Source organism: Congregibacter variabilis, assembly GCF_045689235.1.
Taxonomy (GTDB): Bacteria; Pseudomonadota; Gammaproteobacteria; order Pseudomonadales; family Halieaceae; genus Congregibacter; species Congregibacter variabilis.
In genome coordinates, this window is the sequence record NZ_CP136864.1 from 2,381,324 (window position 1) to 2,395,488 (window position 14,165).

Genomic DNA, 14,165 nt, shown 5'->3' on the forward strand with positions numbered 1-14,165 from the left:
TTATAGCCGATACCGCAAGCCGAGGAAGAATCGGCGTCCAAAAACATCGTATAGCTGCGGTGCAGTATTTGACTGAGTTGCACCGAGGCCCATGAGCGGCGGATCCTCTTCAAACAGGTTGCTCACACCACCATAGACTTCGCCGTGCTCACCGAACTCAAATCGCCCGGATAACTCAAAATAGCTATGGTCGCCCAAATTGCCAAGCTCACTCTCGTAGCAAAACTGAGGGCTTTCCTCGCAGGTAATATCCAGGTGGCTTTCGAGATCACCGATCCAACGCCAGTTCAAAGCCAGCGACAAAGGACCCGAATAGTAGGTCAGGCGGGTGCTGCTGCGATACTCAGGAACCAACACCCCGGGACCAATAAACGCGCAGGCACCGCCATAGTAGCCGGCACAGTCAAGCTCGCTGTCCGTGGGCGTTGCCTGAACGGTATTTTCCATCGCGTAGTTAAAGAGCACTTGCAGTGTTATGGATGCATCTGATCCAGGAAGCGCCAGTCCCTCCCACAGGTCAAAACGATAGTTGAGCGCGAGGTCTACTCCTTCCACGCCCAGCGTTGCCAGATTGAACTGCGGATTTGTGTACTGGCTGATATCACCGGAGGGGCCGCGCACCACCGAGCTGCAGAATGGGCTCGTGGGGTCATTGGAATCTCCGCAAAGACCGAGAGCAGCCTCAAAATCTGTTGAGCCAATAGCGTTGTCGATCTCGATTCGGTAATAATCAACAGATACAGATAGATCCTCTGCCCAGCTTGGCTGAATCACCAAGCCTGCGGTAAAGGTATCGCCGGTCTCTGGATCCAGCCCTGTGTTTCCACCGCCTTCAAATACCGTAAGGCCGATGTCCGGAGTAGGCTGGTAGACGCCGACCTGGGCAGCAGGAATACCCTGCGCAATACAAAGATCCGTCAAGCCGCGACCTATAGGATCGGCCGATGCGGCACAAAAATCCGTATCAGGGTTAAAGAGGTTTCGTGGCTGTTCTGCTGCTTGCGCAAAAAGCTCTTCGATATTGGGCGCTCGCACAGCGCGCTGCGCCATAACTCTAAAGCGCAGCGACGAGAGCGGCGCCCAATCGACACCGAACTTCCAGTTATCAGCAACACCCGAGAATTTGTAATCCGAATAGCGGTAACCCGCCTCTATGCCCAGATACTCGGCAAAGGGCTGGCCCGAGAGAATCGGCACCAAAGCCTCCAGATATAGCTCGGCAACATCGGTAGTACCGGAGATTGGCGCCTGGGCCAGCGCACCTAAGACACCCGCTCCAATAAAGTTTGGATCGGGCTGGTAGTCAGACGAAGTCTCGCGCCACTCAAAACCACCGGCAATGCCCACCGGGCCCGCAGGCAATTCGAAAGCGTCCCCGGTGACAATAAAGCTGAAGATGTCTTCGTCGACCGTATAGTTCTCGACGATGTCGCCGGCGCGCAAAAAGGCCGCGGCATCTTCAGGGATCGTAAGTCCAAAGGGGTTAAAGGGCACGCAGCCGTCAGAAGGATCAAAACAGTCGCCCGTGACGGGATCAGCCAACAAACCCTGTTCAAAGCGACTGGCAAAAACCGCATTGCCGGTAATAAACTCACCGGTGACTTCCGACAGACTGTAAGTTGCTTCCCAGTCCCATTGCGCGTTGATATCACCGCTTGCGCCGAATACGGCTCGCAATGTGTCCGCCGCACGTTCTGACTGCCGCGGACCGGTCTCGATCAAACGCCGGGAAAATACAAAATCAGCGAAACCATCGCCGTCGGGGTCATAGCTAGTCCCAAACAACTGCGCCTGCTCGGGGGTAAGAAGCGGGTTATCAAGGTTTACCCGAGCACCGATAAACGCCGGGGGCGGTGCTAGTTGCGCCGATGTCGAGGTCTCGGAGTAGAGCATTTCTCCGAAAACCTTTATCCGATCATTCAACTGATAATTGCCAAACAGCGCGCCGGAATATCTTTGCAGAGGCACCTGAAGGTAATTGACAGGTTGGAAATTGTAGCTCGGCGTATCGGGACCTACCGCCGCCGGTGTACCCCTGTCATCAAAGGTTACCTGCACCGGTGCATCACTGCCGGGTAGAAACGCTCGAGGGAACACAACCCTGCCGGCAGGTGTAGTGCCACTACCCAGAGCAACAAGTTCTCCGGTGAAGCGGTCTTCGCGCAGGGCCTCGGCGGTAAACGGTCGATCACCCGCAAACACCGAGTCTCGGTCCTGATAGTTTAAGAAGCCCGTCAGATGACCGCGATCGTTGCCAAAACCGAAAGCGAGGCTGACATCGGCAACGGCACCATCACCTTCTTCAAAGGTGTCGTACTGCGCGGTGATCTCGAATCCTTCGTATTCATCGTTAAGGATAAAGTTCACTACACCTGCCACCGCATCAGAGCCATACACGGTGGACGCTCCGCCGGTGACGATTTCTACGCGCTTGATTAACTGCGAGGGAATCAGGTTAACGTCAGCGGCGCCAAAGGAATCCGCCGGTGCCATGCGTCGGCCATTGAGCGTTACCAAAGTGCGGTTAGACCCCAGGCCACGCAAGTTCAGGCTCGCCTGCCCATTTCCGGGGTTGTTGCTGGTTCGGTTGCCGTCGGGGACGAGCTGAGGTGCTTCGTTGACAAGATCCTCAATGGCGGTAACACCCGAAAGCGTGATCTGCTCGGCGTCGAGGGTGACCAGCGGAGAAATAGACGTAAAGTCCTTGCGCTTGATGCGCGAGCCGGTGACAACGATTTCTTCAATCTCTCCAGCAGGTGCTCTCGCGCTAAGGCGAGTGTTTTGCTCTTGGGCAAAAACAGCAGATGCCGCCATGGCGCTAGAGGTGACTAAAGTGATAACAGCTGGCGCGAAGCGATGTTTCATGGTCGATTTCAGCATAAAGAATACGAGTCGTTCAACAATACCTATATCAGTAGGTTATAGCCAAGCGAATCGGTATAAATTGGCAATGAAAGCGAACAAGAATAGCGCATCAAAATGGCGCAGACAGCTTCATACATGCGGTCGTGTGGGTGCGCGCACATAAGGTCTGATATTCTTCCCGCTTTTATTTCACTCAATATGAAATCCTTAAGCCAATGACTAACAGGGAAGGCAGCAATAGCGGCCTGTTTGCAGAGCTTCGTCGTCGACGGGTGTTTCGCACGCTCGCCCTGTACATACTCGCCGCCTGGGGACTCATGCAGGTTGCCGACGTGCTACTTCCTGCACTGGATTTACCCGAAGCAAGCATTCGATACCTGCTGTTTGCCAGCATCGCAGGCCTGCCCGTGGCGCTGGTATTTGGCTGGTTTTTTGATATCACCGCGCACGGAATCCAACGGACCGGTCCCGTCGCGGGGGCTGCTACGACAGAGGCGGAGCCGCTGCGCAGCGTCGACTATCTACTCCTCGGTGCTCTGGCCGTAGTTCTGGGCCTGATCCTGTACAGCTTTATGGGTGGCGTGGTGGAGATCCCGTTGGCTGACAGCTCTTCATCGGTCAGCGCCGATCGGGCAAAGACCGATGGACCGCCCATGGTAGGCGTCATTCCCTTTGACTACGGCGACGATACTGGCGACGGTAAGTTCTTTGCCACGGGCGTTCACGATGACCTGCTCACACGCCTGACCAAAGTTGGTGGCTTGCGGGTGATTTCGCGAACCTCGGTGCTGCAATACGCGAAGACCACCAAAAGCATCCCGCAGATCGGTAACGAGCTGGGTGCTGATGCGATTTTAGAAGGCGGCGTGCGCATCGCCGGGAGCAAGATTCGCATCAATGCGCAGCTGATCGATGCCCGAAGCGATGAGCATTTGTGGGCCGAAACCTACGACCGGGATTTGAGCCCCGAAAACATTTTTGCCGTGCAGGCCGATATCGCCCGGGCCATCTCCACCGCACTGGCTACTACGTTGAGCCCCGAAGAAGATCGCAGTCTCGACGTCATCCCTACCAACAACATGGCGGCTTATCGTGCCTTCCACGAAATTATGCAGTGGCGAGATGAGAATCACCTCACGCCAACAAATGCGCCCGAGTTCGTGCAAGGCCTGGAAAAAGCTTATGAGATCGATCCCAACTTTATCCAACCCATGCTCGAAGTCATCGGTACTCTGACTCTCCAGGCGCGCCGAGGAGGCGGGCGGGAGTTTTTGCCAAAAATCGAGTCACTCATCGACCGTATCGGCCACATCGCGCCAGAATCCGCAGACTATTACACGGCGCAAACGCTGTATGTTTATAACGTACTTGCAGACTATGACCAGGCGCTTGCGTTGGTCAAAAAAGCACGGTCATTAGCGCCCAGCGATACTCACATACTCAACATTCAAAGTTGGATTCAGCGACGCCAGGGCGACTACGAGGGCTACCTGGAAAGTGCCCGTCTGTCCTATCAGCTGGAGCCCAACAACGCTCAAGCAGCCGAACTTCTGGCCGGGCGTCTTATGGTCATGCATCGTTATGAAGAAGCACTGGCCATAGCCGAGCAAATCGAGAATCCCAGCCTCCGACTCCGCGCGCAATCTCTGCCCATGCTGCGCTTCTTTAAGCACGGCGATCTGCAACGTTGGGAACAAGAGGTTCGTGCAGCGCTCAATACCGATCTGTCTGAGGACAGGCGCGACGATGTGCTCAGCACTTTATGGGAGGTTCAGATCGCGCGGCGAGAATTTGCCGCAGCGCAGCAGAGCATCGATCAAATCAGCTACGACGAGCTGATCAAAACCCCAGTAAACGTCTGGCTATCGCCCAAGCACCGCCTACAAATGGCACAGCACCTGGTAACGGAAAATGCGGCGGCGGCTAAAGCATCAGCCCAAGCCGCTAGGCGTTTGGCCGAACCTATGAACAGCGACGCTCAGGCCCTGTTGGACCGACTGACACCTCCCGATCGGGCCCTGATGTTGTTGGCCGAAGGACAGCAAGATGCGGCTTTTAACGCGCTCAAGATTTGGAGGGACCCAAACTGGGACCGCGCGGAATGGTTTGGCCGCTCGTACCTCTGTGAGATGCTAGCGCTCATCAAAACTGAAGCCGCTGCGCTTGAGGCGCTTGCCTGCCTGCGCAGTGCGCTAACCGAACCCAGCCTTGGAATGCTTTTTGTAGAACCACAGCTCCCGTTTTATGATTCGCTACGCGAACGAGCGGACTTCAAGGCGCTCATTGCCGAAGTAAGCGCAGCGCGCGCCAAACTCAATGACTAGCATGGAAGGCAGCAGTAGCGGCCTGTTTGCAGAGCTTCGTCGTCGACGGGTGTTTCGCACGCTCGCCCTGTACATACTCGCCGCCTGGGGACTCATGCAGGTTGCCGACGTGCTACTTCCTGCACTGGGTTTACCCGAAGCAAGCATTCGATACCTGCTGTTTGCCAGCATCGCAGGCCTGCCCGTGGCGCTGGTATTTGGCTGGTTTTTTGATATCACCGCGCACGGAATCCAACGGACCGCTCCCGTCGCGGGGGCTGCTACGACAGAGGCGGAGCCGCTGCGCAGCGTTGACTATCTACTCCTCGGTGCTCTGGCCGTAGTTCTGGGCCTGATCCTGTACAGCTTTATGGGTGGCGTGGTGGAGATCCCGTTGGCTGACAGCTCTTCATCGGTCAGCGCCGATCGGGCAAAGACCGATGGACCGCCCATGGTAGGCGTCATTCCCTTTGACTACGGCGACGATACTGGCGACGGTAAGTTCTTTGCCACGGGCGTTCACGATGACCTGCTCACACGCCTGACCAAAGTTGGTGGCTTGCGGGTGATTTCGCGAACCTCGGTGCTGCAATACGCGAAGACCACCAAAAGCATCCCGCAGATCGGTAACGAGCTGGGTGCTGATGCGATTTTAGAAGGCGGCGTGCGCATCGCCGGGAGCAAGATTCGCATCAATGCGCAGCTGATCGATGCCCGAAGCGATGAGCATTTGTGGGCCGAAACCTACGACCGGGATTTGAGCCCCGAAAACATTTTTGCCGTGCAGGCCGATATCGCCCGGGCCATATCTACCGCGCTAGCGGCGACGCTGAGCCCTGAGGAAGATCGCGAACTCGACTTAATACCCACTACAAACATGGCGGCCTATCGTGCCTTCCATGAAATCATGCAATGGCGGAATGACGTTCATCTCACCCCGGAAAACACCGAAAAGTATATTAAAGGCCTGGAGAGAGCCTACGAACTTGACCCTAACTTCACCCAGCCTATGGTCGAGGTGGTAGCTACCCTTACCCTTCAAACGCGTTACGGCAGCAACCGTGAGGTGTTGCCTCGCATCGAGGCACTCATCGATCGCATTGGCCGGATCGCACCAGATTCTGTGGATTACTACACCGCGCAGGGTATATATATTTATCACGTGCTCAAGGACTACGATCGCGCTACAGCCGTAATCAAAAAAGCACAGGAACTAGCTCCCAGCGACGTTGAGTTGATCAACATTCAAAGCTGGATCCAACGACGCCGCGGTGATTTTGAGGGTTATTTGAAGAGCGCTCGGCAGGTGTACGATCTGGAGCCTGGCGAACCACAGCACGCAGCCATATTGGCTCTGCGGCTAATGTATATGCATCGCTACGACGAAGCCCTGTCTGTGGCTGAGAGTGTAAAGAACCCCAGTTTGGCACTAACCACGCAAGGGCTTCTCCAGCTCCGTTTTTACAAACATAGGAACCTGACGACGTTGGAGCGCGACGTGGCAGCGGTGTTGAACGGCGATGTACCCGAAGGAAGAAGAGACGATGTACTGTTAACACTTTTCGAAGTGCAACTGGCTAGCCAGGACTTTGCAGCTGCGCAGGAAACCCTAAACCGAGTAAGCGATATTGGGCTCCCTGACGATCGCTCCCTAACTTACCTACCTGTGAATCACAGCTCTCATATCTGGCTGTATTTAATCACAGGTGATGCAAACGGCGCCGCCGAAGAAGTGGAGAAGATTCGGCGCATAGCCGACCTGACCGACATCGGCTCGACCGCTTTTCTTAATCGGCTGAATTCTCTTGATCGAGCGACGATACTTTCGATCGAGGGACAGCAGGAGGAGGCCATAGGGCTTCTCAAAGATTTCTGGAGAGACCCCAAGGGTGATTACACCCTCTGGATGGTCAACCGAAAATACGCTTGTCAAATGCTCGCGATGATAAAGAGCCCGGGGGCCGCCGACGAGGCACTTGCCTGTCTTACAGATGTGCTCACTCAGCCCAGCAACGCCCAGCAATTTCTGGAGCCACTACAGCCGGCCTACAACTCACTACGGGAACGCGAAGACTTTAGGGCTTTGATGGCCGAACTGGGTCAGCGCCAAGGCCACTCTGATTCAGACCGGTAAGCCCACTCCAAGAAACTTCGCAATATCGCCGCGTTGCCACATGGCATCGCGATAGCCAAGCTCAATTAGCGACTCGACAAAGGGCCTTGCAAACAACAGGTAAGATGCTGCCGTGGAGCCGGCCCCGCTCTCTGTCCCGCCCGTAGCACGGAGTAAAAACCGTACGCTTGGCGGCAGCGATGCCGTGTTTTGACCGGCAATCATATCCAGCTCCTGAGATGGCGAGATAACTTGTCGATCGATGTAGCGCAGGGTCGATCCTTCTTCCAAACTCTCTTTGGGTAAAAGCTCCACCAGCTTATTGATGCGATCCAGCCGCTCTATATCACTCTCTAGACTATCGATGAACGCACTATTAAGCAGATGCCCGACGATCTGCGCCAGGGATGGGGAGTGCGTAAGCTTCGCTCCTGCCAAAGACTCCGGGCGCTCACGATTAGCACTCACACCCACAATAAAGAGTCGGTCGGCGCCCAAATGCAAAGCAGGACTCAAGGGCGCCAACTGCCGCACCGCGCCGTCCCCAAAGTATTCAAACTCAATGCGCGTGGCGGGGAACATGGTGGGAATCGCAGACGATGCCATTAAGTGGTCTGCATTGAGCAGAGTACGCCGACCACTGCGTCGATATCGGGTCCAGTCCTCGGTGCCCGTTTTGGCCTGATAAAAGCACATGGACCTACCCGACTGATAGCCCGTGGCCGTCACACAAACAGCGTCGACATCACCACGAGCAATTGCGCGGTCGATTTTCTCAAAATTGATGGAACGCTTGATCAGGCCGCGCAGCGGTGTGTTATCTAACAGCGCTATGGGCTTTCCGACCCCCACGCCACGATTCACTAAAGAGAGCATCAGTCGGCCAACACTCGATCCCATTGCCCCCCAGCCGCAGCGATACACCTGCTCGGGACTCAGATCCATCCATATGGACTCCAGGCTCTCTACTGCCTGGGCAAAACTGCCGTCGTAGGCCGCCAGAGTTACCGCATTAATAGCGCCTGCTGAGGTGCCGCAGATAACCGGAAACGGGTTCTTTGCACCAGCAGGCAGCAGCTCTGCCACTGCCTTGAGCACACCCACCTGATAGGCAGCGCGAGCGCCACCACCAGAGAGAATCAGAGCGTTCTTCACAGGCCGCTTCGCAGCGGCGTGGGCCTGCGAGAATCACAGGGAGCTAATCGTAGGTTCAATGTACTTACAGCCAAAACAGGTTCCCGCGCTATTCTACATGCAAGGCATGACCCGTCACCGAGTCATCAACACGCTCACAACACAGCTGCTTTAAAGGCCGCACAATGGTCTGGTTCACAGACTCCCATCCTGCTGATCTGCTACGCTTAGCCCTGTTTTGACATTGGATAGTCGCGTTTTCCATGCACCCTATCGCTCCCACTGGCTTTGTGATGAATAACGCTACCGCCGCCGCATGGCTTGTGAAGTCGAGCGCTACGTTGTGGTGAGTTCGCTGTTCGCCGAGCTTCGCCGCAGGCGCGTCCTCAGGACTCTGGCGCTATATATCGTCGGCACCTGGGGACTGATGCAAGTGGCCGATGTGCTGCTGCCGGCGCTGTCCCTGCCAGAAGCACTCATACGGTATGTGCTGTTAATCGCGATCGCCGGCTTTCCGGTTGCGCTGGTGTTCGGCTGGTTTTTTGATATTACCGCCACGGGTATTCGACGCACCCCCGCCGCCACATCTGAAGACCTGGATCATGCCGCACCTCTGCGTGCTGCCGACTATTTGTTGCTATGCGCTCTGCTGACTGTCCTTGGCGTTATTGGCTTCGGCGTTTTAGAGAACGCTGACGATCTTGGCGTGGTGCTTCCGTCGGCAGAACGCGACGACGGACCTCCAATGATTGGCGTCTTGCCCTTCACAGTGTCCGGTGGCGGCGACGACGGCGCATTTTTTGCCGAGGGCGTGCACGATGATCTGCTCAATCGGCTGGCGCAGATACAGGGACTGCGGGTGATATCACGCACCTCCTCCATGGCCTATGCAAACTCCACAAAGCTGATAACCCAGATCGGAAAGGAGCTCGACGCAGACGCTATTTTAGAAGGAGGCGTGAGGGTAGCAGGTCAGCAGATGCGCATTAACGTACAGCTCATTGACGCACAGACCGACGACAACCTCTGGGCAGAAACCTACGACCGGCAGCTCAGCGCCGAGAGTATTTTTGCGGTGCAGTCCGAGATTGCCAGGGCTATCGCCAAGGCATTACAAACCAGTCTGAGCCCGTCTGACGAGGCGCAGCTGGCCGTCGTTCCCACATCTAACATTGCCGCCTACCGGGCGTTCCACCAGGCCATGCGGTATCAGGAGCAATCCAGCCCCGGTAGCAACGACTATCGAAGCACGCTGGTGGGTATGCTGGAGAAGGCCATTGCGCTGGACCCGCAATTTGTCCGGCCAATGATGGAATTGGTGGGGGTGATTGCCCAGGCCAACTTCAGCGAGCCCAATCCCGCGGAGGTCGCGCAGACCGAGGACCTGATTACACGCATCGCAGAGGTGGCTCCAGGCACCGCCGAGCACTTAACGGCTCAGGCGTATTACCTCTATTACATTCTGCGTGATTACGATCGAGCCGATCAGCTCATCACCAGCGCCCGCAGCCTCGCACCATCGGACACGCGCCTACTGGAAATACAATCATGGATTAAGCGCCGGAAGGGCGACTTCGACGGTTTTATCGAAGCTTCGCGCGTGGCGGCAGAGTTGGAACCCGGCAACCTGCGTCTCCGGCGCGGACTGATTTACCGTCTGATGATGGTGCATCGCTATGACGAGGCCAAACAACTGGCCGATGCCAGCCCGCAGACCGATGTTAGATTGAAGCTAGTCACCACAGAGCTCCGCTACAGCCAACATCATGACCTGGCCAGATATCGGCAGGAGCTGAAGGCACAGCTCGACGCAGGCACTGTCCAGGACCAGCGCCGGATTCTGTCCGACTACCGGACCGTGCTGCTGGCTCAAAAGGACTACGCCGAGGCGGCACGTATTGCTCCTGCACTCAAAGAGCTTTACCCACAGCAGGACACCGCAGCAAGACTTCGCTCAGAAATTGAATTTGATCTGATGCCACTGTTATTGCGCGGGGATACCGAGCAACTCGCCGCAGGTGTTGAGGCACTGAAAGACCGGCTGGGCACGGAGTCATTGGCTGCGGCTGAGATCTGGGAATCCACTTTCCCCACGGAAGATGCGATATTCCGTCTCCTTGAGGGTGATCCCGAAGCGGCAAAAGCTGACGTCATGCAGTTTTTACGTCAGAACGGCCAATCACCCACTGCGATGTTCTTTGTCAGACAGGACGCCTGTCAGGCGCTGGGGCTAACGCAGGCTGTACAGGAGACAGTAGCGTGTTTGCGCGCTGGACTGGCGAGCCCCTCAGGCGTGAGGCCCTACCTAGAACCCTTATTGCCCTACTACGATGTAATTCGAAGCTCGCCGGAGTTCCAGGCTCTTATGGAAGAGTTAAGGGTCGAGGGATGGCTGTGACCTGAACTCTCTACTTTGCGGCGCTTCGCGGGCCCGCAAAGAACCAGATGATCAAACCGAGTATCGGCAACAATAAAACCAGCACCGACCAAAGCACTTTCGCACCGGTACTGGCTTTTGACTGAACAATGCTGATAATCGCCCAAACGTTCGCGACCAATATGAGAAAGCCAAAAACACCCTGAACTTCAACACCCACTTCTAATCCCTCTCTTTACAGTTCATAAAACGCCGCCGCATTCACTCATCCTGGTAAAAACGGTTCGAGCCTCGCAAGAGCTTCCGATGACCAACTGCAAAACTGGCATCAGGCTTTCTTCACGAATTCCGATTTGAGCCCCATTGCACCTATTCCGGGAATTTTACAGTCGATGTCATGATCGCCTGCAACAAGGCGAATGTTTTTGACCTTGGTCCCAACCTTCACCACCGACGACGAGCCTTTTACCTTCAGATCCTTGATAACCACCACAGAGTCACCATCGGCCAGCGGATTGCCGTTGGTATCTTTTACTGTGGCCCCTTCTTCAGAAGTGGTTTCACTATCCATCGACCACTCCTCACCACATTCGGGGCAGACCCACCGACCACGATCTTCGTAGCTGTATTGCGACTGACAGGAGGGACAGGTCGGTTGCATGCTGATTTCCTGCTTTGACTAAGCATTAGCGCGTTTCACAATAACCCATAAAGTTCTGGGAATATAACCAGCAACGAGTGGCTTACATTCAAAGGGCCACGCACAGGGCGAAACAAGCCGCCTCGCGGCGGCCGTGTAAAAGTGCTACTTACGTAGCTGTGCTTCCCTAATGCTTCGGGCCACATAAACGCGTGCGTCGTCGCACTCATCAAGGTTACCGAAGATGTCGTCGGACTTTGCCCGGCCACCACCGTTAGCGATCATTTCCCAGTCAGATCCCAGCTCTTTAAAGCTGGGGTAGGCGTAAACAATCTTATAATCCAGATCCTGATCACCACCGCCGAAGCTTGGATACCAGTGCCACATTCCCGCCTTTGAACCGTTTTCCTTTCGGTAAGCAGCCCATTCGATTTCTGCAGCCCGGACGTCAGAATAACGCGTGCCTTCTTCCATCTTGCAGTCACTCATCGTCATGACGGATGAACTCGGCGTGGAGTTCTTCGGCGGTGCCTGATACATCGCAGAGCTAAGGCCAATATGCGCCCGACACTGAATCACTTCTTCAAATCCCGCTGCGATTTCACCGCCATTCATCAAATACTCGTGCGTAGTATTTCCCATGGCGTTACCATCGGACGACGCGCCCATCCAGATCATGTCGAAATTTTGCTCGCCGCCGTAATAGTAGGGCGTTAACTGCCAGGCGGCGTAGTTACGTATCTTTTTGTTGTCCATAAACTTGGACCATTGCTCAACGACAATATCCAGATCAGCCTGACCTTTTCCTTCGACAAAGTTGCAGACAAACATTTCAACGGGAACAATCTTACCCATTCCATCTTCCGTGACCTGTGCAAAGCTAGCTTGCGCAGAAAACCCTAAAACAGCGGCTGTAAGCGCCGCACCTCTATGCAATTTATTCATTATCTGCCTCCTCTAGAGACTTTATTGTGCATTCGATTCGTCAGTGTGTTTTTGGACCGACTGAACGAGTGTAGTAGAGGAATGGGGTTTTTGCCGTTGATAGTGGGTCCGATGCATCTGGGGAGTGGTGGCTGTGCTTCCGCGTCTAAACTACTAAGCAGCTTTGTTGCGATGGCGCTGGCTGCAAGTGTCATCTGCGGTAGACGAATTTCAATATCGTGGAGCACGGACTTTTGGTAACGTTCGCCCTCCGACAAATCGACTATGCTACGAACCGCCGGCTCAAACCAACTAATAAAAGCAGAGAGACCCGATGACTGATAAACCCGAGCTCACTGCAAGCGTGCAGCACACAGAAGATGCAGCAGCGGCCACAGGCTTAGACTCTCCCTCGAACAGCGCCGAGTTCACCGCCAGTGAAGGCTACAAGCGCTACGTCATCTGGCTGCTGTTTGCCGTTTATGTCTTCAATTTTCTTGACCGGCAGATTTTCACGACCCTCCTGCAGCCCATCAAGCAGGAGTTCCAGTTTTCCGACACGCAAATGGGGCTGCTGGGCGGACTGGCGTTTGCGCTGTTTTACTCAACGTTAGGAATTCCGATCGCACGACTGGCCGATCAACGCAGTCGCGTGAATATCATCGCTTTCTCGATCGCGATCTGGAGCGCGGCCACAGCGTTCACGGGCTTTGCCAAAACCTTCTCTCACCTGCTGATCGCCCGGATTTGTGTAGGCGTGGGTGAGGCCGGCTGCAGCCCTCCCGCCTACTCCCTGATCAGCGATTACTTCGCGCCGGAGAAGCGCGCCCGGGCGATGTCCATCTACTCCATGGGAATCGGCGGCGGTGTCTTTTTGGGCTTTCTTGTATCAGGCGCCGTAGCCGAGCAGTACGGATGGCGCGCCGCATTTTTTGTGGTGGGTCTACCCGGTGTACTGCTGGCACTGCTGTTAAAGCTGACGCTGCGAGAACCGCCCCGGGGATTCTCAGACAACATCAGCGTGGCCGCAAAGGCGCCACCCGTAGGGGAGGCCTTAACGGCGCTTTGGCGCCGGCGATCTTTTCGCCATCTTTCGCTTGCCGCAGCGCTGCACGCCTTTGCCGGCTACGGTGTGGGCTCCTTCGTGCCAGCATTTTTGATCCGCTCTCATGGTATGACAGTGGCAGAGGTCGGCTTTGCGCTTTCCATGATCTCTGCTGTGGGCATCATGGGGGGCATCTATCTGGGTGGCTACCTGTCTGACCGTATTGCATGCAAACGCGATGATGAGCGCTACTACATGCTCGTACCCGCCATCGCTACGATTTTGGCCGTGCCGATTGCGCTGTGCATCTACCTGCTTCCCAGCAAGGTACTCATCCTGACCTTGATACTTCCTTCGCAGCTGCTTGGCTACATGTACCTGGGCCCCACCTTCACCATGACGCAGAGTCTGGCTGGCATTCGTGAGCGCGCGCTAGCGGGCGCCGTCTTGCTGCTGATCATCAATCTGATTGGCCTGGGTCTTGGGCCCACGCTGGCAGGATGGTTGAGCGATATGTTCCGGATCTCCCTCGCTGCAGGCGGTATGGAGGAGAATTTTGCCACCGCCCAAGGCCTGCGCTACGCCCTTTGCGCAGTCACACTGGTCAACGTCTGGTCGGCTTTTCACTATGTAATGGCAGCGCGCTCTTTGCGCGAGGACCTGGCTGACGTTAAGAACGAACAAAAGATGGCGGCCTCGGCTCGTGACGCTGCCTGAGAAAACGCCACGGTGGGTGCGCGAAGCTTACAACTTTTGCGCCGATA

9 protein-coding genes are annotated in these 14,165 nt (G+C 55.6%); 4 read left to right on the forward strand and 5 right to left on the reverse strand.

Annotation, left to right across the window (positions count from 1 at the left end; translation table 11 throughout):
• A complete protein-coding gene (locus tag R0135_RS10500; protein WP_407346791.1) occupies nt 1–2,865 on the reverse strand; it encodes a TonB-dependent receptor plug domain-containing protein in 2,865 nt (954 codons plus the stop codon).
• A 215-nt stretch (nt 2,866–3,080) separates the two neighbouring features.
• Here R0135_RS10500 and R0135_RS10505 point away from each other — a divergent pair, with 215 nt between their 5' ends.
• Together R0135_RS10505 and R0135_RS10510 are read left to right on the forward strand one after the other, a co-directional pair.
• Complete coding sequence (locus tag R0135_RS10505) at nt 3,081–5,189, forward strand: hypothetical protein (RefSeq protein WP_407346792.1); 2,109 nt, start codon at nt 3,081–3,083, stop codon at nt 5,187–5,189.
• Nucleotides 5,182–7,302: a hypothetical protein gene (locus tag R0135_RS10510; RefSeq protein WP_407346793.1), complete on the forward strand. Its 2,121-nt coding sequence runs from the start codon at nt 5,182–5,184 to the stop codon at nt 7,300–7,302. Before R0135_RS10505 ends, R0135_RS10510 begins: the two co-directional genes overlap by 8 nt.
• On the opposite strand, the gene R0135_RS10515 is transcribed toward R0135_RS10510, so the two are convergent.
• Nucleotides 7,291–8,436 carry a patatin-like phospholipase family protein gene (locus tag R0135_RS10515; protein ID WP_407346794.1) on the reverse strand — a complete coding sequence of 382 codons (1,146 nt, stop codon included), beginning with the start codon at nt 8,434–8,436 and terminating at the stop codon, nt 7,291–7,293. The two genes, R0135_RS10510 and R0135_RS10515, sit on opposite strands and share 12 nt — an antisense overlap.
• Nucleotides 8,437–8,731: 295 nt before the next feature.
• Here R0135_RS10515 and R0135_RS10520 point away from each other — a divergent pair, with 295 nt between their 5' ends.
• On the forward strand, nt 8,732–10,813 hold the full coding sequence (locus R0135_RS10520; RefSeq protein ID WP_407346795.1) for a hypothetical protein: 2,082 nt from the start codon (nt 8,732–8,734) through the stop codon (nt 10,811–10,813).
• Nucleotides 10,814–10,823: 10 nt separating this feature from the next.
• Here the strand turns inward: R0135_RS10520 and R0135_RS10525 are convergent, their stop codons facing one another.
• The 3 genes from R0135_RS10525 to R0135_RS10535 all read right to left on the reverse strand — a co-directional run bounded on the left by R0135_RS10525 (nt 10,824) and on the right by R0135_RS10535 (nt 12,377).
• A complete protein-coding gene (locus R0135_RS10525; protein ID WP_407346796.1) occupies nt 10,824–11,012 on the reverse strand; it encodes a PLDc N-terminal domain-containing protein in 189 nt (62 codons plus the stop codon).
• A gap of 108 nt (nt 11,013–11,120) precedes the next feature.
• Nucleotides 11,121–11,459 (reverse strand): zinc ribbon domain-containing protein YjdM, encoded by a 339-nt coding sequence (locus R0135_RS10530; RefSeq protein WP_407349907.1) that lies wholly within the window; start codon nt 11,457–11,459, stop codon nt 11,121–11,123.
• A 138-nt stretch (nt 11,460–11,597) separates the two neighbouring features.
• Nucleotides 11,598–12,377, reverse strand: a complete 780-nt coding sequence (locus tag R0135_RS10535; RefSeq protein WP_407346797.1) for a hypothetical protein — start codon at nt 12,375–12,377, stop codon at nt 11,598–11,600.
• A gap of 313 nt (nt 12,378–12,690) precedes the next feature.
• Between R0135_RS10535 and R0135_RS10540 the strand changes: the two genes are divergently transcribed.
• The gene (locus R0135_RS10540; RefSeq protein ID WP_407346798.1) at nt 12,691–14,118 is read left to right on the forward strand and encodes a spinster family MFS transporter; all 1,428 of its coding nucleotides are present in this window, start codon (nt 12,691–12,693) and stop codon (nt 14,116–14,118) included.
• The last annotated feature ends 47 nt before the right edge of the window (nt 14,119–14,165 follow it).

What these genes read in the sequence shown, in the direction of transcription:
- R0135_RS10500 (WP_407346791.1), bottom strand. Translation starts at nt 2,865, where the DNA reads ATGAAACATCGCTTCGCGCCAGCTGTTATCACTTTAGTCACCTCTAGC.
- R0135_RS10505 (WP_407346792.1), top strand. Translation starts at nt 3,081, where the DNA reads ATGACTAACAGGGAAGGCAGCAATAGCGGCCTGTTTGCAGAGCTTCGT.
- R0135_RS10510 (WP_407346793.1), top strand. Translation starts at nt 5,182, where the DNA reads ATGACTAGCATGGAAGGCAGCAGTAGCGGCCTGTTTGCAGAGCTTCGT.
- R0135_RS10520 (WP_407346795.1), top strand. Translation starts at nt 8,732, where the DNA reads ATGGCTTGTGAAGTCGAGCGCTACGTTGTGGTGAGTTCGCTGTTCGCC.
- R0135_RS10535 (WP_407346797.1), bottom strand. Translation starts at nt 12,377, where the DNA reads ATGAATAAATTGCATAGAGGTGCGGCGCTTACAGCCGCTGTTTTAGGG.
- R0135_RS10540 (WP_407346798.1), top strand. Translation starts at nt 12,691, where the DNA reads ATGACTGATAAACCCGAGCTCACTGCAAGCGTGCAGCACACAGAAGAT.